Genomic DNA, 26055 nt, shown 5'->3' with positions numbered 1-26055 from the left:
CTAGTAGCACGACTGGATCAGGCCGATCACGATCGTCGGATAGCCGGATTGCAGGATGCGTAGCGGGATCAGCGTCTGAAAGAGACCGTTGCCGACGATCAACAACGCGTAGCTGCACAGCAGACCGGCGAGCGCGCGGTAACTGCTGCCCGCGCCGCCGTGCACGTGCGGCGGCGCATCGGCCGGCGCGCCGGCCGCGGGCGGCGTCTGCCGGCCGAACAGCTTCGCTTCGGTCAGCGGCCCGGTGCGCGCGACGGTGGGCGCTTCGTGCTCCGCGCTCGTCTCGTCCTGTGTCTCGTGGGGATCGCGGGTGGCCTGGTTGGTGCGATCGATTACCTGCTCGTTTGCGGCTGCGTCTTCGTTCTTTGACATGACACCCTTGAAGGTCGCTCTCGATTCCGGTTTGCGGCGCAATGCTCGAATTTTGCACCACCGCGAAGATGGTAACCGGCGCGGACGGTGTTCGATGTTCCATTTTGTTTCTGAGTGCTGCCGGTCGTCCAGCCACGCGGCCAGTGCATCGCGCCGAGACCTGTCACAATCGCAATCTCCGACGTTTCTCGACGATACGGTCGGGAGTGCGATTTGCCGGGCCGTGTCATCCGTATGCGGTGCGTTGGGCGCGCCGCGCGTTTCTCTCCCATCGAAAGGAGCAAGCGATGCCAACGATGCAGGCAGTGCAGGTAGCGAAAGCGAACGGTCCGCTGGAAGTCGTCGAGCGCGATGTGCCGGAGCCGTCCGAGGGACACGTTTTGATCAAAGTGCAGGCCTGCGGGATCTGCCATAGCGACTCGCTCACCGTCGAAGGACTGTGGCCCGGCCTTCAGTTCCCGCGCGTGCCGGGGCACGAGATCGCGGGCGTGATCGAAAAGCTCGGCGCGGGCGTCGAGGGCTGGGAGAAAGGGCAGCGCATCGGCGTGGGCTGGCATGGCGGGCATTGCGGCCATTGCGAGCATTGCCGACACGGCGACTTCGTGCTTTGCCAGCGCGCGCTCGTGCCGGGCATCAGCTACGACGGCGGCTACGCGGACTACATGGTCGCGCCGCAGGAAGCGCTCGCGCGCATGCCCGACGATCTCTCCGACGTCGATGCCGCGCCGCTCCTTTGCGCGGGCATCACCACTTTCAATGCGCTGCGCAACAGTGGCGCGCGCGCGGGCGATGTGGTCGCGATTCTCGGTATCGGCGGCCTCGGCCATCTGGGCGTGCAGTTCGCGCGCAAGATGGGATTCGTCACGGCGGCCATCGCGCGCGGTCAGGACAAGGCGCCGCTTGCGAAGCAGCTCGGCGCGCATCACTACATCGACAGCGAATCGCAGAACGTGGCCGAAGCGCTGCAGGCGCTCGGCGGCGCGCGCGTGATTCTCGCGACCGCGACGAGCGGCCGTGCAATGAGCGCGACGATCGGCGGTCTCGGGCTCAACGGCAAGCTGATCATGGTCGGGATCTCGGAGGAACCGGTCGAGGTGCCGATCACGCAATTCATCATGGGCCGCAACTCCGTGCAGGGCTGGCCGTCCGGCACGGCGGCGGATTCGCAGGAAACGCTGGCGTTCAGCGCGCTGTCGGGCGTGAAGCCGATGATCGAGGAATTTCCGCTGTCGCGCGCGGCCGAGGCGTACGAGCGGATGATGAGCGGGAAGGCGCGGTTCCGGGTGGTGCTGACGCCGGGGAAGTGAGGCAATCACCGTAAAACAACCCGACGACCGTTTCGAATCTTAACGACAAGAATCTTTCCGATTCACAGATTCGCGACCTCGATAAATCCCGCAAAGCCCCGCCAGACGGGGCTTTGACGCATATGGCCCGGCCCTTGCATTGATCACGCTCCAGACAACCCGGAGCCGCACATGATCGAACGAGGCCGAGCCGCGACGCTCACCCACACCGTCACATCCGCCGATCTCGCGTCCGCCCACGCGCAAGGAGCGGGCGAGCGCTATCCCGACGTGCTGTCCACGCCCGCATTGCTTTCGCTGATCGAGCGCGCGTGCGCCGAAGCGTTGCGCGATGCCGTCGGCGACGGGCAACTGTCCGTCGGCGTGACGACGCATCTCAATCATCTCGCGCCGACGCCGCTCGGCGCCGATGTATCCGCGACCGCGACCTTCCGCGACCTCGAAGGCGCGCTGTACTGGTTCGACATTGTCGCCTCCGACGCGGGCGGGCGGGTCGGCACGGCGAGCCACGCGCGCGCGATCGTCGAGCGCTCCGTGATCGAAGCGCGCGCCGCGAAACGCCGCCGCGCCGAATGACGCATTCCCACGACGAGAGAAAAGCACATGGCTGAACATTCCCCGACGCACGGCGTCTACTTCGACGAAGCGTTCGAAACGCTCTCGCCCGCCGACGTGCGCCGTCATCAGGACGCGCTCTGGGCCTCGCACTGGCCGTATCTGCGGGCAATGTCCGCGTTCTACCGGACCCGGCTCGCGCACTGGATCGGCCGCGACGACATCACGCTCGACACGCTGCAGGACATGCCATTCACCGAGAAGGACGAACTGCGCGTGAGCCAGGAAGGCGCATCGCCGTATGGCGATTACGTCGCGTGCGCGGAAGGCGGCATCGCGCGGCTGCATCGCACATCGGGCACGACGGGCCGGCCGCTGATCCTCGCCAACAGCACGCGCGACGCGGCGGATATCGCCCGCGTCGGCGCGCGCTCGATGTGGGCGGCGGGCCTGCGCCCGGACGATCGCGTCGTGCATTGCCTCAACTACTGCATGTGGACCGGCGGCTTCACCGATCACACGATCCTCGAAGCGACCGGCGCGACGGTCGTGCCGTTTGGCGTCGGCAACACGCGGCTGCTCATCGATTCGATCCTGAACCTCGGCATCAACGCGATTTCCTGCACGCCGTCGTATCCCGCGCTGATCGAGCAGGTGTTGCGCGAGACCGGCGGCCCCGCGCCGCGCGATCTCGGACTGAAGCTCGGTCTGTTCGGCGGCGAAGCGGGTCTCGACAATCCCGAGTTGCGCGCCGCGATGGAAGAGAAGTGGGGCTTCAAGGTGCGCAACGCGAACTTCGGTCTCTCGGAAGTGCTGAGCATTCTCGGCGGACAGACCGGCTGGACCAACGATCTTCTGTATCACGCGGGCGACGTCGTGTTCGCCGAGATCATCGATCCGCAGACGCTTGCACGTCTACCGGTCGAAGCGGGCACGACCGGCGAACTCGTCTGCACGCACTTGCGCAAGCAATGCCAGCCGCTCGTGCGCTATCGCACCCGCGATGTCGTCACCGTGACCGCGACCGATCCCGGGCCCGACGGCCGCAGCGCGTGGCGCTTTCGCGTGACGGGCCGCACCGACGACATGTTCAACGTGCGCGGCGTCAACGTGTTTCCGGGCGCGGTGCGGCTCGCGGTCGAGGCGTTGCCGCAATGGGCGTCGGGCATGTTCCGCATCGTGCTGAAAGGCCCGGGTCCGTACGACCGCATCGCGATGACGGTCGAGGCCGCGCACGGCTTGCCCGCCGATCGATGGGACGACGCGGCGGCGCGCATCGAGGCTGCCGTGCGCGAACGCATCGGCGCGAGCGCGGCGGTGACGATGGTCCCGTTCGAGCACTTTCCGCGCACCGAAGGCAAGACACGCTGGATCGACAAGGAGCCCGCATGAGCTACGTGAAGACAAGCATGGATGGACCCGTCTGCATCGTGACGCTGGATCGCCCCGAGCGCATGAACGCGATCAGCGGGCCGCTGCTCGACGACCTGCACGACGCGCTGCAACGCGCGAACGATGACGCCGCGTGCCGCGTGATCGTGCTGACCGGCGCGGGCCGCGCGTTCTGCGCGGGCGACGATCTGAAGGAATTCGGCGAGCAGAGCGCGAGCGATGACAGCATCCGCAGTCATATCGAACGCATTCAGCGCATCACGCGCGATCTGATGTTCAACGCGAAGCCGGTCGTCGGCGCGGTGCATGGCTTCGCTGTCGGCGGCGGCTTCGAGTGGATGCTCAATTGCGACATCGTCGTCGCATCGGACGATCTCGTCGCGTTCTTTCCGGAGATGGAGTGGGGGCAGTTCGTCACCGGCGGCGTCACGCAGCTGCTGCCGCAGGCGCTCGGCCATCAACGCGCGATGGAACTATGGCTGCTCGGCGAGCGGCAAAGCGCGCAATCGCTTCTGTCGATGGGACTCGTGAATCGCGTCGTGCCGCGCGAAGCGATGCTCGACACGGCGATGACGCTCGCAGCGCGCATCGCGCACCGTTCGCAATCGTCGATCGCGCGTCTGAAGCGGCTCGTCACGATGGAACTCTCGAACACGCTGTCACGCAGCCTCGACCTCGAATTCGCCGCGACCATCGATGCCTTCGCGGACCCCGAGGCCGCCGAACGCGTGAAGGCCTTCGCCACCCGCAAGGAGCACGCGCGATGAATCCGAAAGCCCTGACCTTCGATTATTTCGGCACGCTCGTCGATGTCGATCGCGGCGGCACGACCGGCATCGCGGAAGTGCTGCGTCGACTGTCCATCGAAACCGGCGATTCCGCCTTCGACATCTATCTCGACTGGGACATCCGCAATGTGCGGCTTTATCGCGGGCAGGCGTACGCGCGGTATCGCGATGTCGCGCGAGAGGCGCTCACAGCCGTGCTCGATGCGCGCTGGCCCGGTGCGCGCCGTGGCCACGCGATGGATGCGCTCACCGATGTGTTCCTCACGCATCTCGTCGAAGCGTCGCCCGCGCACGCCGACGCCGTGCCGTTCCTCGACTGGGCCGCGTCGCGCTATCCGCTGATGCCGATCACCAACATGGACAGCGACTTGTGGCGGCGCACGCGGCTCACGCGCTACTTCGAGCACGTCACGACGGCGGAGATGGCGCAGGCGTACAAGCCGTCGCAGGCGATCTTCTCGCTCGCGCTCGACCGCCTCGCGCAGCCCGCGCGGGACGTGCTGCATTGCTCGCTCGCGAGCTGGGCCGATATCGACGGCGCGAAGCCGCTCGGCATGGCGGTGGCGTGGATCAATCGCGGTGGCGATACGCTCGGCACGTGGCAGCCGCGCCCGGATTTCGAGTTCGACACGTTGTCGCCGGTACGGGACCTTCTGGATAGTCTGTCATTCACAGCGACTGGGGAAACGATATGAAACCGATGAAGATGGCGACGGCGTTCGTCGCATGCGCCGCGATGCTGTGCAACGTGGCGAACGCGCAGGAAGTGGTGAAGATCGGCGTGGCGGGGCCACTCACGGGCAGCGCCGCGCAAAGCGGCAAGGACGACGAGCGCGGCGTGCGCCTCGCCATCGACGAGCTGAACGCGAAAGGCTTCACGATCGCCGGCAAGCCCGTGAAGTTCCAGTTGATTTCGATGGACGATCAGGGCGACCCGAAAGTCGGCGTGAACGTTGCGCAGAAGCTCGTCGACGATGGCGTCGCGGCGGTCATCGGCCATTACAACTCGGGCGTGAGCATTCCGGCGGCGCGCATCTACAACGACGCGCACGTGGTGATGATGACGGGCGCATCGTCGAATCCGGATCTCACGCATCTCGGCTATCCGTACGTGTTTCGCCTCGCCACCAACGACAACGTGATGGGCGGCCGCATGGCGGTCTATGCGTCGAAGGTGCTCGGCGCGCAGCGCGCCGCCGTGATCGACGATCGCACCGCATACGGCACGGGCGTCGCCGATGTGTTCATCAAGACCGCGCAGAAGGAGGGCTTGCAGATCGTCGCGCGGGAATTCAGCACCGACAAGTCGACCGACTTCAAGGCGATTCTCACGCAGATCAAGTCGCGCAATCCGCAGGTCGTGTTCTATGGCGGCTACTATGCGCAGGCCGCGACGCTCGCGCGGCAGATGGGCGAGCTCGGCGTGAACGCGACGCTCGTCGGCGGTGACGGCATCTGTTCGCCCGAGTTCGACAAGCTCTCGGCGGGCGTCGCGGACAAGCGCATGTTCTGCGCGCAGGGCGGCGCGCCGCTCGACACGCTGCCCGACGGCAAGACGTTCCGCGCGAGGTTCAAGAGCGCGTTCAGCGCAGATGTCGATACGTACGCGCCGGCGTTTTATGCGGCCACGCTCGTCGTTGCCGATGCGATGCAGAAAGCGGGATCGGCGAAGCCTGAAGTGTTCGTGAAGGCGTTGCGCGATCAGTCGTTCACGAGCATTCTCGGTCCCGTGAAGTTCGATTCGAATGGCGACTGGATCGACGCGCCCGTGACGGTGTATCGGCTGAATGGGGGCGCGCTTACGGCGATTGCGCAGAAGGACTGATTCGCCGCCATGCCGTGCGACGCCGGGCGACGGGATTTTGTCCTGCTATATTCAACCCCATCGCCCGACCGTCCGCAGGAAGCCATGGCCACCGTCGCGCTCGATCCCGACACCGCCACGCTGGAGAGCGCGCTCGCGTCCTCCCGCTGGCGCGATGCGCGCCGTCTCGCGGCGCGTGAAGCGAACGCGTGCATCTTCACGCTGGATCGCAGCGGCCATGTGCTCGACGGCGTCGCACAAACCGTCGATGGCCCGCTCGACGCGTTTTTCGCGCGGTGCCCCTCCGGGCAACTCGCCGAGCTCGCGGAAGCCGCCACGGCGGCATCGGACGGACGCTGCGCGATGCTTGCGCTGCACGGCCCGGCCGCAGCGCTTCAGCAAGCGTTCGCGCTGCGCATCGATGCGCACGGACGCCGCGTCTTCCTCGTCGCGCTGCGAACGCCTTTACCCGTCGATTCCACGCCTGCCGCATGGATCGCGCTGCTCGGCGCGACACTCGACGTCCTCCTGCAAAGCGCCTTCGATCTCGCCGCCTACGACACGCTTGTCGAAGAGCAGCGCGCGATCATCGACCATATCGGCGACGGGCTGATGGTGATCGGGCAGGGCCAGGTGCTGCGGCACGTCAATTCGGTCGCGGGACGCATCCTCGGCATCGATCCGAAGGCGAGCATCGGCAGGAAGCTCAACGAGGTGATCGACTTCGAGCCGATCGTCGGGCCGATCTTTACCACGGGCGTGGGATATGTCGATCGCGAACTGATCATCGATTCGCCCGCGCGGCATCTGCATCTGCTCGATACCGCCATTCCGATCAAGAACCGCTGCGGCGAAGTCGTGTCGGTCGTCAACACGTTCCGCGAGATGCGGCGCGTGCGCAAGCTGGCCGGGCGCTACGCGGGCAATCACGCGCGCTTCACCTTCGATAACGTGATCGGTTCGAGCGCGGGCATGAAGCGCGCGGTCGATGCCGCGAAGAAGGCGGCGCGCGGCGCGTCGAACGTGTTGTTGTCGGGCGAAAGCGGCGTCGGCAAGGAAGTCTTCGCGCAGGCGATTCATAACGCCGGCGCGCGTGCCGCGCAGCCGTTCATCGCGATCAACTGCGCGGCGCTGCCGCATGCGCTGATCGAAAGCGAACTCTTCGGCCATGCGCCCGGCAGTTTCACGGGCGCGGCGCGCGACGGCCGGCCCGGCAAGTTCGAATCCGCCGATGGCGGCACGGTGTTTCTCGATGAAATCTCGGAGCTGCCCATCGACGTTCAGGCGAAGCTCCTGCGCGTGCTGCAGGAGCGCGAGGTCACGCGCATCGGCGACACACGCGGCATTCCCGTCGACGTGCGCATCGTCTGCGCGAGCAATCGCGATCTCGCGTCGATGGTGCTCGCGAAGACCTTCCGCGAGGACCTGTACTACCGCTGCAACGTGATCGAAATCACGATCCCGCCTCTGCGCGAACGTCGCGAGGATATCCGCGCGATGGCCGCATTCTTTCTCGATCGCTACTGCACGCGCATGCACAAGCCGACGCCCGAAATCGCGGAGCAGGCGCTGCGGCAGCTCGAAGCGCACGACTGGCCCGGCAACGTGCGCGAGATCGAGAATCTCGTCGAGAAGATCGTCAACTTCAACGAAGGCGAGCGTATCGCGGATATATCGTCGTTGCTCGGCGGCGCGAGCGTCGCGCAGGCGAACGACGCGTCAGCGGGACAGCATCGCGAGCCGATGTCACTGAAGGAAGCGGAGCGCGTCGCGATCGAGTCCGCCTTGCAGGCGTGCAACTTCAACGTGACGAACTGCGCGAAGCTGCTGCAAGTGTCGAAACCCGCGCTCTACGCGAAGATGAAGCGGCACGGCATACGCATCGAAAGATCGCTTCGTCAGCCGGGCTAGTCGTCCGTTTTTGTCAGCAGTGTCCACATCGCCAGAAAAGGGACCGCGCCGGAACGCATCGCGTGCGGATTGTTTCGCACGTTATGAATGCCGCCGCCGATGCCCGGATCGAACCACGCGCCGCCGTTCTGCCGGAACTCGCCCGGCGTGAACAGCACGTAGGCCTCCTCGGGCGGATGGCTGTGGTCGGGGTATCGAACGTGCGGCAACATCAGCGAGAAGCCCAGTTGCACGTCGTAGCGGCTCTCGGCGCCGCCCGGACCGCAGATCATGCCGTGAACGTGGGCGTCGATATAGTTCTCGCTGCCGTTTTCGCCCGATGAACGGCGCGACCAGCCGAGGTCCGGTTCGAGCGCCTTGAGTGCGCGCGCGGCCGCGCCAAAACCGGTGTCTTCGTCGATGAAAGGGGCGAGCGCCGCGTCGAGCCAGTCGCAGGCGGGATAGCGTGTGTGATGCCGCGCGCCGTCGTCGGAGGGCGTTTGCAGCCGCTCGAAGACGCGCGCCGCAACGATGCGGCCGGCTTCCGGCAACTTCTCCGACCTGAACAGCGTCTCTGCGATGGCGATGAAAGCCGTCACGTTCTCGGGACGACGGTTCATGAGGCGCTCATGTCGACATGGTCTCGAATGGCGGGCGCGTGGTCGGCTTCGTTGCAGCCGATGAGGCGGATGTAGTTGGGTGGTGCGAGAGTTGATTTCAAGCTTGTCGCCGGATCCCGTGTTCGCGTTGGTCGATTAGCGTTGCCCCGCACAGGGGCAACGCTAACAAACCTACACGCTAACGGGATCCGGCGAAACCTCAACCGTACACAGGAAAACGCTTCGTCAGCTCGGCGACCTGTTCGCGAACACGTTCCAGATTCCCCGCATCTTCCGGGCTTTCCAGCACATCGGCGATCAGATTACCGACGATCTCCGCTTCCTTCACGCCGAAGCCGCGCGTCGTCATCGCGGGCGAGCCAAGACGGATGCCACTCGTGACGAACGGCTTTTCCGGATCATTGGGAATCGCATTCTTGTTGACCGTGATATGCGCGGCGCCGAGCGCGGCTTCAGCAGCCTTGCCGGTGATCTTCTTCGCACGCAGATCGACGAGCATCACATGGCTTTCGGTATGACCCGACACGATCCGCAAGCCGCGCTTCACAAGCGTTTCAGCAAGCACGCGCGCGTTATCGACGACTTGCTGCTGATACGTCTTGAACTCCGGCGACAACGCTTCCTTGAACGCAACGGCCTTTGCCGCGATCACATGCATCAGCGGGCCGCCCTGAATCCCGGGGAAGATCGCGGAATTGATCTGCTTCTCATACTCCGCCTTCATCAGGATCACGCCGCCGCGCGGGCCGCGCAGGCTCTTGTGCGTCGTCGTGGTGACGAAGTCCGCATGCGGCACCGGATTCGGATACACGCCCGCCGCGATGAGACCCGCATAGTGCGCCATGTCGACCATCAGATACGCGCCGACGTTCTTCGCGATCTTCGCGAGCCGCTCGAAATCGATGCGCAACGCAAACGCCGACGCGCCCGCGACGATCAGCTTCGGCTTGTGCTCGTTCGCGAGCTGCTCGGCCGCGTCGTAATCGATATCCTCGGCTTCGGTCAGGCCATAGCTCACCACGTTGAACCACTTGCCCGACATGTTGACCGGCGAGCCGTGCGTGAGGTGACCGCCGTGCGCGAGGCTCAGGCCCATGATGGTGTCGCCGGGCTTGAGCATCGCGAAGAACACGCCCTGGTTCGCCTGCGAGCCGGAATTCGGCTGCACGTTCGCGGCTTCGGCGCCGAACAGTTGCTTCACGCGGTCGATGGCGAGTTGCTCGACCACATCGACGTATTCGCAACCGCCGTAGTAACGCTTGCCCGGATAGCCTTCTGCGTACTTGTTGGTGAGCTGCGAGCCTTGCGCGGCCATGACCGCCGGGCTGGTGTAGTTCTCCGACGCGATCAGCTCGATGTGATCTTCCTGACGGCGGTTTTCATCGGTGATGGCGGCCCAGAGTTCCGGATCGACGTTTTCAACGGTGCTGGCTGCGCGACTGAACATGATGGTTACCCAAGTGAGAGGAAAGCGGATTGCTGCGGGAACGCGTGACTGTCCCGTATTCCATCGAAAGCCGGCGCGCGCGGATAGAAGAATTGCGACATTCCGCTGGAATGCGGGCACCCGTTTGGTGCGGCCGTGCGTAGGCGCATCGCGCGGCGCGCTTCGTATCTGTGCACGAATCCGCGTCCACGCCGGCGAACCCGCGTAATTACAGGCTTGGCACGCTTATCGCATTAAGCGTTTTCAGGAGTGGCAGTCACAATCTGGAAATGGACGACTAGGGTTCCGGTCCGCATCGATGTCCGATGCGCGATGCTGGTCCGAGAGTTGTCGACCTCAAGCGAGGTTACACGGCGGGACAAAAGCCCGGGAGAGAACGCGATGCGTCGCGCCGCTCCTGCCGTCGATAACCGCTTACTGCGAGGTCAACCTCATGCGCGTCCGCTTTCTCGCCGCAGCCGCCGTCGCTCTCTCCCTGTGCTTTTCCGCACCCTCGTACGCCCAGGCCCGCAAGGACTTCAAGGTCTGCTGGACCATCTACGCCGGCTGGATGCCGTGGGGCTACGCGAAGACGCAGGGCATCATGTCCAAATGGGCGAAGAAGTACGGCATCAATGTCGATGTCGTGCAGCTCAACGACTACATCGAATCGATCAATCAATACACCGCCGGCAAGTTCGACGGCTGCGCGATGACCAACATGGACGCGCTCACCATTCCGGCGACAGGCGGCGTGGACAGCACGGCGTTGATCGTCAGCGATTACTCGAACGGCAACGACGGCGTGCTCGTCAAGGGCGCGGGCAAGAAGGTCGCCGATCTGAAGGGCCAGTCCGTCAATCTCGTCGAGCTTTCGGTTTCGCACTATCTGCTGGCGCGCGCGCTCGAATCGGCGGGCATGAGCGAACGCGACATCAAGACCGTCAATACTTCGGATGCCGATATTTCAGGCGCGTTCGCGACGCCCGCCGTGCACAACGCCGTCACCTGGAACCCGATGCTCGCCGACCTGAAGGCGAAGCCCAACGTCACGCAGGTGTTCGATTCGAGCCGCATTCCGGGCGAGATCATGGACATGATGGTCGTCAACACGAAGACGCTGCACGACAACCCAGCGCTCGGCAAGGCACTGACCGGCGCATGGTTCGAGATCATGCAGACGATGCACGGCAATTCCACCGAAAGCGCAGCCGCGCTCAGTTCGATGGCGAAGGCATCGGGCACCGACCTCTCCGGCTACAAGTCGCAGCTCTCGACCACCGCGCTCTTCTACACGCCGCAACAGGCGCTCGACTTCGCGACGAGCCCGGACATGCCGAAGATCATGACGCGCGTCGCGCAGTTCTCGTTCGATCACGGCCTGCTCGGCAAGGGCGCGCCGAACGCGGGCGCGGTCGGCATGGCGTTCGACAACAACGTGATCGTCGGCAGCAAGAGCAATCTGAAGCTGCGCTTCGATCCGACGTACGTGCGCATGGCCGCGCAAGGCAAGCTGTGAACGCCATGCGGCTCATCAACCGTCATCCCGGCCGCACCGGCAGTCTGATGCTGTTGCTGCTACCGTTCATCGTGCTCGTCGCGGTGTACTTCACCGGCTCGTCGCTGCGCCTGCAGGCGAACCCCGACGACAAGCTGTTGCCGTCCGCCGCGCAGATGAAGAGCGCGCTCGACGAATACGCGTTCACCGAAGACAAGCGCACCGGCGAATACCTGATGCTGAGCGACACGTTATCGAGCATGAAGCGGCTCGGCATCGGGCTCGCCGCGAGCGCGGCCATCGCGCTCGTGTTCGGCATCGTGACGGGCGCGATTCCGCTCGCGGGGGCGACGCTGTCGCCGTTCATCACGGTCATATCGATGATCCCGCCGCTCGCCGTTCTGCCGATTCTCTTCATCGTGTTCGGTCTCGATGAACTGTCGAAGGTCGTGCTGATCGTGATCGGCATCACGCCGATGATGATCCGCGATCTGCAACAGCGCACGCGTGAGATTCCCGAGGAACTGTGGGTCAAGGCGCAAACGCTCGGCGCATCGAGCTGGACGCTGATTCTGCGCGTGATCGTGCCGCAATTGCTGCCGCGTCTTCTGATCGCGCTGCGGCTCGCGTTGTGTTCCGCGTGGCTGTTCCTGATCGCGGCGGAAGCGATCGCCTCGACGGACGGTCTCGGCTATCGCATCTTTCTCGTGCGCCGCTATCTCGCGATGGATGTGATCCTGCCGTACGTCGCGTGGATCACGCTGCTCGCGTGGCTGATCGACGAAGCGCTGCGCCGTCTCACGCAATGGGCGTTCCCCTGGTATCAGGAAGGTCGCGGAGGCCGCGCATGATCGAGATCCGCAACCTGTGGAAGCAGTACGACGATCAGGTCGTGCTGGAGCGGCTCAATCTACGCATCGCGCAAGGCGAGTTCTGTTCGATGGTCGGCGCATCGGGCTGCGGCAAGTCGACCTTTCTGCGCATGCTGCTCGGTCAGGAACGCCCGACGCGCGGCGAGATCCTGCTCGACGGCGAGCCGTTGCCGGGCGAGCCCGACGCGCATCGCGGCGTCGTGTTCCAGCGTTATTCGGTGTTCCCGCATCTGACCGTGCTGCGCAACGTGATGCTCGGGCTCGAACTGCCGCATGCGCGTTTTACGGGACGGTTGTTCGGCGCGCGCAGGCGGCTTGCACGCGATGAAGCCGTCGCGATGCTCGCGCGCGTCGGCCTCGCCGATTCGCTCGACAAGTATCCGCATCAACTCTCGGGCGGCATGCAGCAGCGCCTCGCACTCGCGCAGGCGCTCGTGATGAAGCCGCGCGTGCTGTTGCTGGACGAACCTTTCGGCGCGCTCGATCCGGGCATCCGCCGCGACATGCACGAACTGCTGACCGGCCTCTGGCGTGAAGCGAAGCTGACGGTCTTCATGGTCACGCACGACCTGAAGGAAGGCTTCACGCTCGGCAGCCGCGTGCTCGTGTTCGACAAGGTACGTATCGACCCGCAAGCGCCGCAGGCGTACGGCGCGCGCATCACTTACGACATTCCCCTCGAACGCAACGGCGCGCGCGAATCGCATACGGCGACGGAGATTCCGCCATTGCTCGCCGTGCCCGTTTGAAAGGACCCTCACACATGAACGAAACCCTGCTCGAAGAAACGATTCCCGGCGGCGGCCATGCGTCGCTGATCGTGAAGCGCGGCCAGTTGCTGCGCATCACCGATGTGCGCGGCGGCGCGAATGTCGCCATGCTGCTTTTCAATGCCGCTGAAAAGAGCGAACGCCTGAACCTTCCCGACACGCTCAAGTGTCAGCACACCGCGAAGCTGACGCGCGGACATTGCCTCTATTCCGACATGGGCCGCGTGCTCGCCGCGATCGTCGCGGATACGTGCGGATGGCATGACAGCCTCGCCGGAGTATCGAATGCGGCGGAAGTGTTCGAGAAGTACGGCGAGGGTCGCTATCAGGAATTGCGCAACGCGTTCTATCGCAACGGCACGGATAACCTGCTCGTCGAACTCGGCAAGTGGGGACTCGGCATCGCGGATTTGATGATGACGCTGAATCTGTTCAGCCGCGTCGATGTGACGGAAGCGGGCGCGTTGAACTTCGTTCAGGGCAATTCGCAAGCGGGCGACTTCATCGAACTGTGTGCGCCGATGAACACGCTTGTCGTGCTCACCGCGATCCAGCATCCGCTCGACCCGAATCCCGAATACGCGCCGAAGCCGGTGAAGCTCGCATTGAGCCACGCGAGCGCGACAGTCGCGGAAATTTGCCGCACCTCGTGCGATGAAAACACGCGCGGCTTCATCAACACCGAACGATTCTATCTCTGAGCGAGGGACGCGCATGACGACATCCACACTCACGGCCAGCTCGCGCGACGTAGCCGACGCGATCTTTCGCGAGACCTTGCCCGCAGGCGAACCGTGGCTCAAGGAGCTGAAGGCGGGCCACACGCTGCGCATTCGCGACGTCGAAGGCAATCAGGCTATCGACACGCTCTTCTATAGCGCAGCCGATCCGCGCGAGCGCTACGACGCGCAACGCACGCTGCGCCGCCAGCAAAGCCTCTATCTGACGACGGGCACCGTGCTCTATTCGAATCTCGGCAATCCGCTGCTGACGATCGTCGCGGATACGTGCGGGCGGCACGACACGCTCGGCGGCGCGTGCGCGCAGGAAAGCAACACGGTCCGCTACGCGCTGGAGAAGCGCTATATGCACAGTTGCAGGGACAACTATTTGCGCGCCTGTGCGCACGACGGGCGGCTTTCCAAGCGCGACATCGCCGCGAACATCAACTTCTTCATGAACGTGCCGGTGACGTCCGAAGGCGGTCTCACGTTCGAGGACGGCATTTCCGGCGCGGGCAAATACGTGGAGTTGCGCGCGGAGATGGACGTGATCGTGCTGATCTCGAACTGTCCGCAACTGAACAATCCGTGCAATGCGTATAACCCGACTCCGGCGGAGCTGACGATATGGAACTGAACACTTTCCGCCGCTGGCTCTACACGCTGATGAAAGCACGCGCGCAACGTCTGCTTTCAATGGATCGTCGTTTAAAACACTGAACGCCGACCTGCCGGGGACGACCCCGGCATGCATGCTCACGTGGCGGGACGGCCCGCCCACGCATTGAACATCCACTCATGTTCGACAAAGTTCTTATCGCGAATCGCGGCGCGATCGCCTGCCGCATTCTGCGCACGCTGCGCGCGGTCGACGTTCAAGGCGTCGCCGTCTATAGCGAAGCGGATCGCGCGAGCCGCCACGTCAGTCTCGCCGATACCGCGTGCAGTCTCGGCGACGGCGCCGCGAGCGTCACGTATCTCGACATCGCGAAGATTCTCGCCATCGCGCGCGAACAAGGCGTGCAGGCGATTCATCCGGGCTACGGCTTTCTGTCGGAGAATGCCGCGTTCGCCGAAGCGTGCGACGCGGCCGGCATTGCGTTCATCGGACCGACGCCCGCGCAATTGCGCGCCTTCGGCCTGAAGCACACGGCGCGCACGATCGCCGCCGAACAGGGCGTGCCGATGCTCGAAGGCACGGGCCTGCTCGACGACATCGACGCCGCGCTGAACGCGGCGCAGCACATCGGTTATCCGGTGATGCTGAAAAGCACGGCGGGCGGCGGCGGCATCGGCATGCGCGTGTGCCGCTCCGCCGATGAACTCGCCGCGCAGTTCGATATCGTCAGGCGTCTCGGGCAGAACAATTTCAGCGATGCGGGCGTGTTCATCGAGAAGTACATCGAGCGCGCGCGCCATCTCGAAGTGCAGATGTTCGGCGATGGCAAGGGCGTGGCCATCGCGCTCGGCGTGCGCGACTGTTCCGTGCAGCGGCGCAACCAGAAAGTGCTCGAAGAAACGCCCGCGCCGAATCTGCCCGAAGGCATGGAGGCCGCGCTCTGCGACGCCGCGATCCGCCTTGCGCAGGCGGTGTCGTATCGCTCGGCGGGCACGGTCGAGTTCGTCTACGACAGCGACGCCGCGCGCTTCTATTTCCTCGAAGTGAACACGCGTTTGCAGGTCGAGCACGGCGTGACGGAGCAGGTCTGGGGCGTGGATCTGGTGCGCTGGATGATCGAACTCGCAGCGGACACATTGCCCTCGCTCGATCTGCTTTCTCGCGATCTGAAGCCGCAAGGCCACGCGATTCAGGCGCGTCTTTACGCAGAAGATCCGGGCCGCGATTTCAAGCCCTGCCCGGGGCTGCTGACGGACGTGTCGTTTCCCGGCGCCGATGGCCGCGCGCTGCGCATCGATACATGGATCGACGCCGGCTGCGAAGTGCCGCCGTGGTTCGATCCGATGCTCGCGAAGCTGATCGCGTGGCAACCGACGCGCGATGCGGCGCGCCATGCGCTCGACGCCGCGCTGGACGCGACGCGCATCTACGGCGTCGAAACGAATTGCGGCTATCTGCGGCAGATACTCGCGGACACGCCGTTCGCAAGCGGCCATCCGTGGACGCGCTGTCTCGAAGGCTTGCGTTATCGCGCATCGACAGTCGAAGTGCTGAGCGGCGGCACGCAGACGACCGTGCAGGACTATCCGGGCCGCCAGGGTTACTGGGCCGTGGGCGTGCCGCCTTCGGGCCCGATGGACGATCGCGCGCTGCGCCTCGGCAATCGCCTGCTCAACAACGCCTGCGATGCCGCCGCGCTCGAAATCACCATGAGCGGTCCGACGCTGCGCTTCAACACCGACGCCGTGATCGCGGTGACCGGCGCGACGCTGTCCGTCATGCTCGACGACATCGCGCAACCGATGAACGCGACGCTCTTCGTCGCTGCAGGCTCGACGCTCGCGCTCGGCGCGATTCGCGGCGCGGGCGCGCGCGCGTATCTTTGCGTGCGCGACGGGCTGGATGTCGCGCGCTATCTCGGCAGCCGCAGCACGTTCACGCTCGGCCAGTTCGGCGGCCACGGCGGCCGCGCATTGCGTGCGGGCGATGTGCTGCATCTTCACGCGCTGTCGGATCGCGAAGCGGGCGCGCGCTTGCCCGATTCGCTCGCGCAGCGTCTGGACGATGTGCGCGTGCTGCGGGTGATCTACGGCCCGCACGGCGCACCTGAATACTTCAGCGAAAGCTATATCGAACGCTTCTTCGAGACCGACTGGGAAGTCCATTTCAATTCGAGCCGCACGGGCGTGCGCCTCATCGGTCCGAAGCCGGAATGGGCGCGCGCCGATGGCGGCGAAGCGGGCCTGCATCCGTCGAACATTCACGATAATCCGTATGCCGTCGGCGCGATCGATTTCACCGGCGACATGCCCGTCATTCTCGGACCGGACGGGCCGAGCCTTGGCGGTTTCGTCTGTCCCGTCACGGTGATCGAAGCGGACCTGTGGCGCATCGGCCAGTTGAAGGCGGGCGACAAGGTGCGCTTCGTGCCCGTCGATATCGCCAGCGCGCGTGCGTCGGCGGTGGCGTGGCCAGCGAGCGCGACCGCTGCATGCGTGGCGCCGTTGCAATCGCCGATCGTATTGAACATCGGCGAAGGCGACGAACGGCTCGTCGCGCGTCTTTCGGGCGACACGCATCTGCTGCTCGAAATCGGACCGCCCGAACTCGATCTCGTGCTGCGCTTTCGCGGACACGCGCTGATGCAATCGCTCGAAGCGTTGCAGTTGCCCGGCGTCGTCGATCTGACGCCCGGCATCCGTTCGCTGCAGATTCACTATCAGCCGGAACGATTGCCGCTCGATAGCTTGCTCGGCCATGTCGCGAAGACCTGGGGCAGCGTGCTGCTGCAAAAGGATTTGCGCGTGCCTTCGCGCGTCGTGCATCTGCCGCTGTCGTGGGACGATCCCGCGTGCCGGCTCGCCATCGACAAATACATGACCACCGTGCGCAAGGACGCGCCGTGGTGCCCGAGCAATCTGGAGTTCATTCGCCGCATCAACGGGTTCGATTCGATCGATGACGTGAAGCGCGTCGTTTTCGATGCGAGCTATCTCGTGATGGGCCTCGGCGATGTCTATCTCGGCGCGCCGGTCGCGACGCCGCTCGATCCACGCCATCGCCTGGTGACGACGAAGTACAACCCGGCGCGCACGTGGACGGCGGAGAACTCGGTCGGCATCGGCGGCGCGTATCTGTGCGTGTACGGCATGGAAGGGCCGGGAGGATATCAGTTCGTCGGACGCACGTTGCAGATGTGGAACCGCTATCGCGAAGTCGCGGATTTCGCGGGCCGTCCGTATCTGTTGCGCTTCTTCGATCAGATCCGCTTCTACGAAGTCTCCGCCGATGAACTGCTGCGCATCCGCGAGACGTTTCCGCTCGGACGCTATCCGTTGAAGATCGAGGAGACGGAGTTGTCTCTCGCGGACTATCAGGCGTTTCTCGATCGCGAATCGAATGACATCGCGCAGTTTCGCGCGCATCAGCAAGAGGCGTTCGAAGCGGAGCGCCAGCGCTGGCACGAAGCGGGCAGCGATGAAACCGCACTCGACGCGCCCGTTGCCGCCGAAGCCGACATCGCGCCGCTCGCCGATGGCCAGATCGCCGTCGACAGCGAGATCGCGGGCAATCTGTGGCAGGTGCGCGTCGAACGTGGCGCGAGCGTCGAAGCGGGCGACGTGCTCGTCGTCATCGAATCGATGAAGATGGAGATATCCGTCATCGCGCCGTGCGCGGGCACTGTCGGCGAGATTCATGTCGCGCCGGGCGCGTCGGTGCGCGCGGGACAGCGCGTCGCCGTGATCGAACAGCGCGCGTGACGCACTTCATACCAACAAGGAATCATCGGACATGGATTCATTCGACCTGCGTCTTTCCGCCTTGCGCGCCGCGTATCGCGAAGGCCGCGCGACGCCGCGCGCGCTGATCGGCACGTTGCGCGCGCGTGCCGCGATGCTCAACCCCGACTATCGGCTTTTCATTCATCTGCTGAGCGATGACGAAATCGAACCTTGGCTCGCCGCGCTCGACGCACGCGATATCGATTCGCTGCCGCTCTACGGCGTGCCGTTCGCGATCAAGGACAACATCGATCTCGCGGGCGTGCCGACGACCGCCGCGTGTCCCGCGTTCGCCTACACGCCGAACGAGTCGGCGACGCTCGTCGCGCGCCTGATCGCGCTCGGCGCGGTGCCCATCGGCAAGACGAATCTGGACCAGTTCGCGACCGGCCTGAACGGCACGCGCTCGCCTTACGGCAAGTGCCGCAACAGTGTGCTGGCCGACTATCCGTCGGGCGGGTCGAGCGCGGGATCGTCGCTGGCTGTCGCGCTCGGTGTCGCGAGCTTCGCGCTCGGCACCGATACGGCCGGCTCGGGCCGCGTGCCCGCCGCGTTGAACAATCTCTTCGGCATGAAGGGGACGAAGGGCCTGCTCTCGACGGCGGGCGTCGTGCCCGCGTGCCGCACGCTCGATTGCGTGACGTATTTCACGGCGACCGCGAGCGAGGCGAGCACGCTGCTCGCGCTCACGGCAGGCCACGATCCCGCCGACGCCTACAGCCGCGCGAATCCGCAATGGAACGATGGTGCGGCGTTCGGCAAGGTCGCGCGCTTTCGTTTCGGCGTGCCGCGCCAGCTCGAATTCGCCGGTTGCGCTGAAAGCCCCGCGCTCTTTGCCGGTGCGCGCGCGGCGCTCGAAGCGATCGGCGGCGAGGCGGTCGACATCGACTTCGCGCCGTTCATCGAAGCGGCGCATTTGCTCTACGAAGGGCCGTGGGTCGCCGAACGGTATAGCGTCGCGGGCGCGCTGCTGGAAGCGCAGCCGGATGCCGTGCTGCCCGTGATCCGCGATGTGCTCGCGAAAGCGCCCGGCACGACAGCCGTCGATGCGTTCCGCGCGCAGTACAGATTGCAGGCGTTGAAGCAGCGTTGCGACGCGGGTCTCGCGGATCTCGATTGCGTGCTGACGCCATCGATCCCGCGCCCGGTCACGCTCGCCGAACTGGAGCGCGATCCGATCGGCGCGAACTCATTGCTCGGGCATTACACGAATTTCATGAACCTGCTCGATTACGCCGCCGCCGCGACGCCCGCGGGATTCATGCGCAACGGCCTGCCGTGGGGCGTGACGCTGTTCGGCCGCGCCTTCACCGATCAATACCTTCTGAGCGTCGCCGATGCGCTGCATCGCAGACTCGCCGTGCCGCTCGTCGGCGGTGCGTCGCAGAACACCGATGCGCCCGCGCACGCCGCGCGCGGCGACCGCATGAAGCTCGTCGTGTGCGGCGCGCATCTCGCGGGTTTGCCGCTGAACGGGCAGTTGACCGCGCGTGGCGCGCGCCTCGTCGAAGCGACGGCGAGCGCGCCGCGTTATCGGCTGTACGCGCTCGCGGGCGGTGCGATCGCGCGGCCCGGCATGATGCGCGATGAAGCGAACGGCGCAGAGATCGCGGTCGAAGTGTGGGAGATGCCGGGCGCGGAGGTCGGCTCGTTCCTCGCGGGCATTTCCGCGCCGCTCGGGCTCGGCAAGGTCGAGCTCGCGGATGGACGCTGGGAAACCGGCTTCGTGTGCGAGGCGTATGCGCTCGAAGGCGCTGTCGATATCACGCGATATGGCGGCTGGCGGGCGTGGCTGGATCGGCATGCATGACCTGCGTGAGCGCGAACGCGTGGCGCAGTTCGAAGCCGAGCCGCTCGTACACGCCGATCGCGCTTTCGTTGTGACTGAACACGTGCAGGAACGGCGTCGCGCCGCGTAGCCCGATTTCCCTGCGCAGGATGTTCATGAGCCTGCCGGAGAGCCCGCGTCCGCGACTGCGTTCATTCACGCATACGGCGCTGATTTCCACATAACCGTCGATACACATGCGTTCGCCCGCCATCGCGATGAGCTGCCCGTGCTCGCGAATCCCGATGTACCGGCCCATCTCGTGAGTGCGCTTGCCGAACGGGCCGGGCCGCGTTCTTTGCACGAGCGCGAGCATGTCGTCCACATCGGCCGTGCCGAGACGGATCACGTCGCTGTCGTCCGTGCTGTGCGTGAAGGGCTGCGTCGCGATCATCTGATGAATCGTGCCGACGCGCTTTGCCTGCAATGCATCGATGCTCTCGAGCGCATCCGACGACAGAATGGCGACCTGCTCGTGCGGCTGCAACAGCGTGTGCAGCGCGCGCCAGGCCTCCGGCGTTTCCGCCGCGATCGCCGCGAACGGCGCGACATCGGGATGAAAGCGCCGCGCGAGCGTGTCGCCCTGGCCGAGATGGCGCTGCTTCGTGGTGAGCGCGGTCCAGATCGGACGGTCGAGGGCGTGTTGTGGCGAAGTCATTGACGGTTCCTTGGATCGGGGAATGTGAGTCACTGTAGACAGAAGGCGCGGTCGGGGCTATTGTCGGAAATGACATTTTTAGAATCATTTACGCCATGCGACTCACGGTTCTCGCCCTCGACGGCGTATTCGACACCGCGCTCTGCGCCGTGCTCGACGCGTTCACCACCGCGAACGAACTGGCCGCGATGTCGGAGCCCGACACCAGTCCGCGCTTCGAGATCGAACTGATCGGCATGCGGCGCGACGTGCGCACCGCGCTCGGCATGCGCGTCCCGGTCAAACCTGCGAGCGCGATGACGCGCCCCGACTGGCTGATCGTGCCGGCGCCCGGCACCAAGATGCCCGCGCAATTGCTGCCGGCGCTCGCGCGCCGCGATGTGATCGACGCGATGGAGCTGCTCGCGCACCATCACGCGGACGGCGTGAAGATCGCGGCGGCGTGCATCGGCACCTTCGTGCTGGCGGAATCCGGTCTGCTGGACGATCACGAGGCGACCACGAGCTGGTGGCTCGCGCCGTTGTTTCGGCAGCGCTATCCGGCGGTGCGTCTGGACAGCGCGCGCATGCTGGTGCCGTCGGGCGAGTTCGCGACGGCGGGCGCCGCGATGGGCCATCTCGATCTCGCGCTCTGGCTGATGAATCAGACGAGTCCCGCGCTCGCGGCGACGGTCGCGCGCTATCTGCTGGTCGATGCGCGGCCTTCGCAGGCGCCGTACATGATTCCGGATCATCTGGCGCGCGCGGACCCGATGGTCGAGCGCTTCGAGCGCTGGGCGCGCGCGCGGCTGGCACAGGGCTTTTCGCTCGATGCCGCCGCGCATGCGCTCGCCACCAGCACGCGCACGCTGCAACGCCGCATCGAGGCCGTGCTCGGCAAGTCGCCGCTGTCGTATTTCCAGGATCTGCGCGTCGAGCGGGCCGTGCATCTGCTGCGCACGAGCCGGCTCGATATCGAAGCCATCGCCGCCGAAGTGGGTTATGTCGACGGCGCGACGCTGCGCACCCTGTTGCGTCGGCGGCTCGGGCGCGGCGTGAAGGAGATACGGTCGGGCGGCGCTGAGGCGATGTGACGCCTCAGAACTTCTCCACCCACGGCCGCAGTTCGATTTCCGATGTCCACGCGCTGCGATGCTGACGCAGCACATCGATATAACTCTGCGCGATCGCATCGGGGTCGAGCGTGCTGTCGGGCGCGTCCGCCGGATCGGCGCGATGCGCGGCGCGCACGCCGCCGTCGATGACGAAGTGCGCGACATGAATACCCTTCGGCATCAGTTCGCGCGCGGCGCTCTGCGCGAGGCCGCGCAGAGCGAACTTGCCCATCGCGAACGGCGCGGACAGCGCGAAGCCTTTCACACCCGCGGTCGCGCCCGTCAACAGGATCGCGCCCTTCGCTGCGGGAATCATGCGTCTGGCCGCCTGCTGGACCGCGTAGAACGCGCCGAGCGCGGTCACGGCGAGCGCCTTGCCGACTTCCGCCGCATCGAGTTCGGCGATGGGGCCGCGCACGCGTCCGCTCGCGTTGTAGATCACGATCTCGGGCGCGCCGATGCGGGCATCGGTTTCGGCGAAGAGCGCTTCTATCTCGCCGGCATCCGACGCATCGACGGGCAGCGCGATGGCGCCGGTTTCATCGACCAGCGCCGACAGCTTGTCGACGTTGCGCGCGGCGATGACGACCGGAATGTTTTCGGCGCGCAAACGCCGCGTGAGCGCGCCGCTGATGCCGGGTCCGGCACCGATGATGAGGGCGCTGCGGTAAGGAAGAGTGCTCATGGCGTCACGCTCGGAAGGGAGACGAAGCCGATGATAACCGCGGCGCGAAATCGGCGCGCAATCGATCAATCGCTCAATCGATCAGGGTTCGCTGATCGTGAACCAGAAATCGAACTTGTCGAACAGCGCCAGCATGTCGTTGAACTTCTGACGATCGCCGTCGATCTTCACCTGGCCGCTATCGGCGAGATTACCGAGCTTCAGCTTGCCCAGGGCGATATCATCCAGCGTCGTTCGATCGAGCGTGATCGTCGCATCGGCATTCTGAAGCGTCTTGCCCTTGCCATAATTCATCACACCGTCTTCGACGGTCAGAGAATAGTTTTCCTTGATGTCCGGAAAATTGACGTTGAAGGCGTAATGTTTGTCGCCGGCGCGCGGTCCGTTGAGGTGGATCGCGAGGAAGTCGAGGAACATTTCAGTGGTCATGCCTCGAATGATGTCGGGAGACGAGGTATTTGGCGTCGCCATTTTTTTCACGCCGCCGCGCAGTTCCTGCGCGCCGCTCAAATAGAAGTTGCGCGCCGGGCCTGATTCGGCCTGATAGCCGAGTTGTTCGAGCGCGTCTGCTTCGAGCTGCCTCGCTGCCTGATTATTCGGCTGAGCGAATACGAGCTTGTTGGTGATCGTCGCCGCCCAACGGTAATCGCCCTTGGCGAATGCGTCGCGCGCATTGGCGAGTATCTTGTCGGCCCCGATCAATTCGACGTATTTCTTTGCTTCGTCAGTTGGCGGCAAAGGATCGAAGTCGGCCGGGTTGCCGTCCCACCATCCGAGATAAAGCTGATAGGTCGCGCGCACGTTGTGTTTCAGGTTGCCGTAATAGCCCCGGTTATAGAATTCCTTTGCAAGCGAATCGGGCAACACGAACTGCTCCGCGACTTCGTGCATGGTGAGGCCTTGATTCGCCATGCGCAGCGTCTGGTCATTGATGTACTTGTAGAGATCGCGCTGCTTTTTCAGATGCTCGACCACGCGATCATTACCCCACTGTGGCCAATGGTGACTGCCGAACGAGACCTGCGCATCGCTGCCCCAGAGATCGATGGTCTGATCGAGGTAATACGCCCATTTCTGCGCGCTTCGCACTTTCGCGCCGCGTAGCGTCAGGATGTTATGCAAGGTGTGATTGCCGTCTTCGGCCAGATCGATTGCCTTGAACTGAGGGAAATAAAACATCATCTCCGCTGGCGCTTCGGTGCCGGGGGCCATCTGAAACACGATATCGACACCGTCGATCGACATTTTATCGCCGGTCTTCCTGATCAGATTGCTCGGTTCGAACAAGGTGATCGTCCCGGCGCCCGTAGTCAGGCCGAGACCACCGCCGACATTGCCGCGCGGGTCTTTCGGCAAAAGGTTGCCGTACATGTACGATGCGCGCCGGCTCATGACGTTGCCGGCAAACACGTTCTCACTGACGGCTTCTTCCATGAAGCCGTCCGGCGCCACCACGGGAATCTTTCCGGAGCGCACATCCTTTTCGTCGACGATACCGCGAATGCCCGCAAAGTGATCGACGTGACTATGAGTGAAGATGACACCCGTGATCGGAAGCCGCTCGACTTTGTCGTTGATCAGGTCATAGGCGGCTTTTGCGGTTTCAGCTGAAGTCAGCACGTCGACGACGACCCAGCCCGTTTTTCCGCGTATGAAGGTGATATTCGCGAGGTCGATATTGCGGACTTGATAAATGCCGTCGACAACCTTGAACAGGCCATGCGACGCAAGGATTTGCGACTGACGCCAGAGACTGGGATTGACGGTCGCGGGTGTCTCGGCCGTTGATTTCAGAAAATCATACTGCGAAAGATCGATAACAACGTTACCCGCTGGTCCCTTTATTACGGGGCTAGGGAGATCCGCAATGAAGCCGCGTCGTGAATCATCGAAATCACGCCGGTCGCTGAAATCGAGGTAACTACGAAGTTTGTCGTTCGCTTGTATGGTCGCGGCCGTCGCGCCTTTGGGCGCTTGAGCCAGTGCATCGAGAGGAGCGGCGGCGGACGCCAGCAGACAGAATCCCGCTATTAGCGTTGCAGTGCGCATCGAATCACCTCTGCGGAGTGTCACACAATGAATATCCGCAAAGCGATATCACTTCTTACATCGACTTTCAAGCAGCTTGTTATTGATTGGACCCGAGACAAGTGATTCGTGAGAGGAGAAGGAAGCGCAATTGTTCCTTCTCCTGTCGACGGTGCTGCTTCAGACCTTCACGCCATGCAGGAGACTGCCGATAGCGTCGATCGATTTCGTGACGTTCGTCAGATCGACCTTCGTGTATTGCGATGCGTCGACCTGAGTCACCGGTGCGACGTTGATTTGCGGGCTGGCGAACGAGAAGCCGGACACCGAGTTGGAGTTGATGCCGTTGTTCTGGAAGATACTCGCGCCGCCGACGATGGCGCCCATTTCTGCACGGCCGAGTTCTTTGCTGACTGCGAGGTTTTCGATCTTCAACATGATGATTCTCCTGAGACTTGAATGAGTGAGTGAGGTATCAGAGCGCCACGCCGCCGAGCAGGCTGCCGACCGTAGCGAGCGACTTGGTGATGTTCTTCACGTCGACGTCGGTGTGTTGCGAGGCATCGACCTGCGTCACCGGAGCGACGTTGGTCTGCGGGCTGGCGAACGAGAAGCCGCCGTTGTAGTTGGAGTTGATGCCGTTGTTCTGGAAGATGCTCGCGCCGCCGACGATAGCGCCCATTTCTGCACGGCCGAGTTCTTTGCTGACTGCGAGGTTGTCGATCTTCAACATGATGTAGCTCCTGGGAATATCTGGTGTGGTGGTTGGTTGAGCATCATTCGTTGCGCTCGCAGCTACATATGCGAGGGGCGTGCCAGGCAAGGGTGGAAGGTCTGTTCGGTTAATCTAGTGCGTTGATTTTCACGCGAAATATAATTTCGACGTGCAATTTATGGAGCCTGTTCAGCCTTCCGTTTCCGTAACGGTAGTTGGCCGGAGGAAGACAGAAAACCGGGAGTTGTCGGTTGACGGCGAACATGCGCGATCAGTCCGAAGCGGGGAAGACGAAGTGGCACACCGCTTCATCGTGCGAAAGCGCGACGAAATCAGAAAAATAATTCGGCATCCAAAATGTTTAAGAGATGACGCGGACGCTCCGCCGAACCGCAGCGGGGAAAAGAACAGCGAAAGGAGAGGGGATTTGCGGCAGAGAGAAGAGGAAAAAGGGGAGAAGGAACCGGCGCGGTTCCTTCTCCCCTTCGAGGGCGATGCTTCACAGCTTCACGCCTTCGAGCACGCTGCCAACGGACGTGAGCGACTTCGTGATGTTCGTCAGATCGACGTTCGTGTGCGTCGAGGCATCGACTTGCGTCACCGGAGCGACGTTGGTCTGCGGGCTGGCGA

General features: G+C 64.1%; 23 protein-coding genes and 1 riboswitch. Of the genes, 15 read left to right on the top strand and 8 right to left on the bottom strand.

The window, feature by feature from the left end:
* The gene (locus tag AWB80_RS45085; protein WP_244206866.1) at positions 1–372 is read right to left on the bottom strand and encodes a hypothetical protein; all 372 of its coding nucleotides are present in this window, start codon (positions 370–372) and stop codon (positions 1–3) included.
* A gap of 287 nt (positions 373–659) precedes the next feature.
* Between AWB80_RS45085 and AWB80_RS33165 the strand changes: the two genes are divergently transcribed.
* The 7 genes from AWB80_RS33165 to AWB80_RS33135 all read left to right on the top strand — a co-directional run bounded on the left by AWB80_RS33165 (position 660) and on the right by AWB80_RS33135 (position 8129).
* Complete coding sequence (locus tag AWB80_RS33165; protein ID WP_061178904.1) at positions 660–1679, top strand: alcohol dehydrogenase; 1020 nt, start codon at positions 660–662, stop codon at positions 1677–1679.
* A gap of 171 nt (positions 1680–1850) precedes the next feature.
* Positions 1851–2255, top strand: coding sequence for a thioesterase family protein (locus AWB80_RS33160; protein ID WP_061178903.1), 405 nt, complete (start codon positions 1851–1853; stop codon positions 2253–2255).
* A 27-nt stretch (positions 2256–2282) separates the two neighbouring features.
* The gene (locus tag AWB80_RS33155; RefSeq protein ID WP_061178902.1) at positions 2283–3626 is read left to right on the top strand and encodes a phenylacetate--CoA ligase family protein; all 1344 of its coding nucleotides are present in this window, start codon (positions 2283–2285) and stop codon (positions 3624–3626) included.
* The gene (locus AWB80_RS33150) at positions 3623–4393 is read left to right on the top strand and encodes an enoyl-CoA hydratase/isomerase family protein (protein WP_061178901.1); all 771 of its coding nucleotides are present in this window, start codon (positions 3623–3625) and stop codon (positions 4391–4393) included. The genes AWB80_RS33155 and AWB80_RS33150 overlap by 4 nt, the downstream gene beginning before the upstream one ends.
* Positions 4390–5109, top strand: a complete 720-nt coding sequence (locus tag AWB80_RS33145) for an HAD family hydrolase (protein WP_061178900.1) — start codon at positions 4390–4392, stop codon at positions 5107–5109. The genes AWB80_RS33150 and AWB80_RS33145 overlap by 4 nt, the downstream gene beginning before the upstream one ends.
* Positions 5106–6239, top strand: a complete 1134-nt coding sequence (locus AWB80_RS33140; protein ID WP_061178899.1) for a branched-chain amino acid ABC transporter substrate-binding protein — start codon at positions 5106–5108, stop codon at positions 6237–6239. Before AWB80_RS33145 ends, AWB80_RS33140 begins: the two co-directional genes overlap by 4 nt.
* An 84-nt stretch (positions 6240–6323) precedes the next feature.
* Entirely contained in the window at positions 6324–8129 is a 1806-nt protein-coding gene (locus AWB80_RS33135) for a sigma-54 interaction domain-containing protein (RefSeq protein WP_061178898.1), read from the top strand.
* Here the strand turns inward: AWB80_RS33135 and AWB80_RS33130 are convergent.
* Both AWB80_RS33130 and glyA read right to left on the bottom strand, forming a co-directional pair.
* On the bottom strand, positions 8126–8728 hold the full coding sequence (locus tag AWB80_RS33130; RefSeq protein ID WP_061178897.1) for a dimethylsulfoniopropionate lyase: 603 nt from the start codon (positions 8726–8728) through the stop codon (positions 8126–8128). The genes AWB80_RS33135 and AWB80_RS33130 overlap by 4 nt on opposite strands.
* A gap of 199 nt (positions 8729–8927) precedes the next feature.
* Positions 8928–10175: a serine hydroxymethyltransferase gene (gene glyA / locus AWB80_RS33125; RefSeq protein WP_061178896.1), complete on the bottom strand. Its 1248-nt coding sequence runs from the start codon at positions 10173–10175 to the stop codon at positions 8928–8930.
* A gap of 266 nt (positions 10176–10441) precedes the next feature.
* Positions 10442–10550: riboswitch (guanidine-I (ykkC/yxkD leader) on the top strand.
* Between the two features lie 58 nt (positions 10551–10608).
* On the opposite strand from glyA, the gene AWB80_RS33120 reads away from it, so the two are divergent.
* The 7 genes from AWB80_RS33120 to atzF all read left to right on the top strand — a co-directional run bounded on the left by AWB80_RS33120 (position 10609) and on the right by atzF (position 20227).
* Positions 10609–11673, top strand: coding sequence for a putative urea ABC transporter substrate-binding protein (locus AWB80_RS33120; protein WP_061178895.1), 1065 nt, complete (start codon positions 10609–10611; stop codon positions 11671–11673).
* A gap of 5 nt (positions 11674–11678) precedes the next feature.
* Entirely contained in the window at positions 11679–12503 is an 825-nt protein-coding gene (locus AWB80_RS33115; RefSeq protein ID WP_061178940.1) for an ABC transporter permease, read from the top strand.
* Positions 12500–13273, top strand: a complete 774-nt coding sequence (locus tag AWB80_RS33110) for an ABC transporter ATP-binding protein (RefSeq protein WP_061178894.1) — start codon at positions 12500–12502, stop codon at positions 13271–13273. Before AWB80_RS33115 ends, AWB80_RS33110 begins: the two co-directional genes overlap by 4 nt.
* 14 nt (positions 13274–13287) lie before the next feature.
* Positions 13288–13995 (top strand): urea amidolyase associated protein UAAP1, encoded by a 708-nt coding sequence (locus AWB80_RS33105; RefSeq protein WP_061178893.1) that lies wholly within the window; start codon positions 13288–13290, stop codon positions 13993–13995.
* A 13-nt stretch (positions 13996–14008) separates the two neighbouring features.
* Entirely contained in the window at positions 14009–14653 is a 645-nt protein-coding gene (locus AWB80_RS33100; protein ID WP_061178892.1) for an urea amidolyase associated protein UAAP2, read from the top strand.
* 161 nt (positions 14654–14814) lie between these two features.
* The gene (uca, locus tag AWB80_RS33095; RefSeq protein WP_061178891.1) at positions 14815–18396 is read left to right on the top strand and encodes an urea carboxylase; all 3582 of its coding nucleotides are present in this window, start codon (positions 14815–14817) and stop codon (positions 18394–18396) included.
* Between the two features lie 31 nt (positions 18397–18427).
* Positions 18428–20227, top strand: coding sequence for an allophanate hydrolase (atzF, locus tag AWB80_RS33090; protein ID WP_061178890.1), 1800 nt, complete (start codon positions 18428–18430; stop codon positions 20225–20227).
* Here atzF and AWB80_RS33085 read toward each other — a convergent pair.
* Positions 20181–20903: a GNAT family N-acetyltransferase gene (locus tag AWB80_RS33085; protein ID WP_061178889.1), complete on the bottom strand. Its 723-nt coding sequence runs from the start codon at positions 20901–20903 to the stop codon at positions 20181–20183. The two genes, atzF and AWB80_RS33085, sit on opposite strands and share 47 nt — an antisense overlap.
* A 95-nt stretch (positions 20904–20998) precedes the next feature.
* On the opposite strand from AWB80_RS33085, the gene AWB80_RS33080 reads away from it, so the two are divergent.
* Positions 20999–21976 (top strand): GlxA family transcriptional regulator, encoded by a 978-nt coding sequence (locus tag AWB80_RS33080; RefSeq protein ID WP_061178888.1) that lies wholly within the window; start codon positions 20999–21001, stop codon positions 21974–21976.
* Between the two features lie 4 nt (positions 21977–21980).
* Here the strand turns inward: AWB80_RS33080 and AWB80_RS33075 are convergent, their stop codons facing one another.
* The 4 genes from AWB80_RS33075 to AWB80_RS33060 form a co-directional block, all read right to left on the bottom strand.
* Entirely contained in the window at positions 21981–22682 is a 702-nt protein-coding gene (locus AWB80_RS33075) for an SDR family NAD(P)-dependent oxidoreductase (protein WP_061178939.1), read from the bottom strand.
* 81 nt (positions 22683–22763) lie between these two features.
* Positions 22764–24731, bottom strand: a complete 1968-nt coding sequence (locus AWB80_RS33070; protein ID WP_061178887.1) for an alkyl/aryl-sulfatase — start codon at positions 24729–24731, stop codon at positions 22764–22766.
* Between the two features lie 159 nt (positions 24732–24890).
* Positions 24891–25148, bottom strand: coding sequence for a hypothetical protein (locus AWB80_RS33065; protein WP_061178886.1), 258 nt, complete (start codon positions 25146–25148; stop codon positions 24891–24893).
* A gap of 37 nt (positions 25149–25185) precedes the next feature.
* Entirely contained in the window at positions 25186–25443 is a 258-nt protein-coding gene (locus AWB80_RS33060; protein WP_061178885.1) for a hypothetical protein, read from the bottom strand.
* Positions 25444–26055: the final 612 nt, after the last annotated feature.

Source organism: Caballeronia pedi (assembly GCF_001544915.2).
Lineage (GTDB): Bacteria > Pseudomonadota > Gammaproteobacteria > Burkholderiales > Burkholderiaceae > Caballeronia > Caballeronia pedi.
This window is presented reverse-complemented; position numbering and strand designations above follow the sequence as displayed.

Coding starts and splice junctions, on each gene's coding strand:
- AWB80_RS45085 (WP_244206866.1), bottom strand. CDS start 372: ATGTCAAAGAACGAAGACGCAGCCGCAAACGAGCAGGTAATCGATCGC.
- AWB80_RS33165 (WP_061178904.1), top strand. CDS start 660: ATGCCAACGATGCAGGCAGTGCAGGTAGCGAAAGCGAACGGTCCGCTG.
- AWB80_RS33160 (WP_061178903.1), top strand. CDS start 1,851: ATGATCGAACGAGGCCGAGCCGCGACGCTCACCCACACCGTCACATCC.
- AWB80_RS33155 (WP_061178902.1), top strand. CDS start 2,283: ATGGCTGAACATTCCCCGACGCACGGCGTCTACTTCGACGAAGCGTTC.
- AWB80_RS33150 (WP_061178901.1), top strand. CDS start 3,623: ATGAGCTACGTGAAGACAAGCATGGATGGACCCGTCTGCATCGTGACG.
- AWB80_RS33145 (WP_061178900.1), top strand. CDS start 4,390: ATGAATCCGAAAGCCCTGACCTTCGATTATTTCGGCACGCTCGTCGAT.
- AWB80_RS33140 (WP_061178899.1), top strand. CDS start 5,106: ATGAAACCGATGAAGATGGCGACGGCGTTCGTCGCATGCGCCGCGATG.
- AWB80_RS33135 (WP_061178898.1), top strand. CDS start 6,324: ATGGCCACCGTCGCGCTCGATCCCGACACCGCCACGCTGGAGAGCGCG.
- AWB80_RS33130 (WP_061178897.1), bottom strand. CDS start 8,728: ATGAACCGTCGTCCCGAGAACGTGACGGCTTTCATCGCCATCGCAGAG.
- glyA (WP_061178896.1), bottom strand. CDS start 10,175: ATGTTCAGTCGCGCAGCCAGCACCGTTGAAAACGTCGATCCGGAACTC.
- AWB80_RS33120 (WP_061178895.1), top strand. CDS start 10,609: ATGCGCGTCCGCTTTCTCGCCGCAGCCGCCGTCGCTCTCTCCCTGTGC.
- AWB80_RS33115 (WP_061178940.1), top strand. CDS start 11,679: ATGCGGCTCATCAACCGTCATCCCGGCCGCACCGGCAGTCTGATGCTG.
- AWB80_RS33110 (WP_061178894.1), top strand. CDS start 12,500: ATGATCGAGATCCGCAACCTGTGGAAGCAGTACGACGATCAGGTCGTG.
- AWB80_RS33105 (WP_061178893.1), top strand. CDS start 13,288: ATGAACGAAACCCTGCTCGAAGAAACGATTCCCGGCGGCGGCCATGCG.
- AWB80_RS33100 (WP_061178892.1), top strand. CDS start 14,009: ATGACGACATCCACACTCACGGCCAGCTCGCGCGACGTAGCCGACGCG.
- uca (WP_061178891.1), top strand. CDS start 14,815: ATGTTCGACAAAGTTCTTATCGCGAATCGCGGCGCGATCGCCTGCCGC.
- atzF (WP_061178890.1), top strand. CDS start 18,428: ATGGATTCATTCGACCTGCGTCTTTCCGCCTTGCGCGCCGCGTATCGC.
- AWB80_RS33085 (WP_061178889.1), bottom strand. CDS start 20,903: ATGACTTCGCCACAACACGCCCTCGACCGTCCGATCTGGACCGCGCTC.
- AWB80_RS33080 (WP_061178888.1), top strand. CDS start 20,999: ATGCGACTCACGGTTCTCGCCCTCGACGGCGTATTCGACACCGCGCTC.
- AWB80_RS33075 (WP_061178939.1), bottom strand. CDS start 22,682: ATGAGCACTCTTCCTTACCGCAGCGCCCTCATCATCGGTGCCGGACCC.
- AWB80_RS33070 (WP_061178887.1), bottom strand. CDS start 24,731: ATGCGCACTGCAACGCTAATAGCGGGATTCTGTCTGCTGGCGTCCGCC.
- AWB80_RS33065 (WP_061178886.1), bottom strand. CDS start 25,148: ATGTTGAAGATCGAAAACCTCGCAGTCAGCAAAGAACTCGGCCGTGCA.
- AWB80_RS33060 (WP_061178885.1), bottom strand. CDS start 25,443: ATGTTGAAGATCGACAACCTCGCAGTCAGCAAAGAACTCGGCCGTGCA.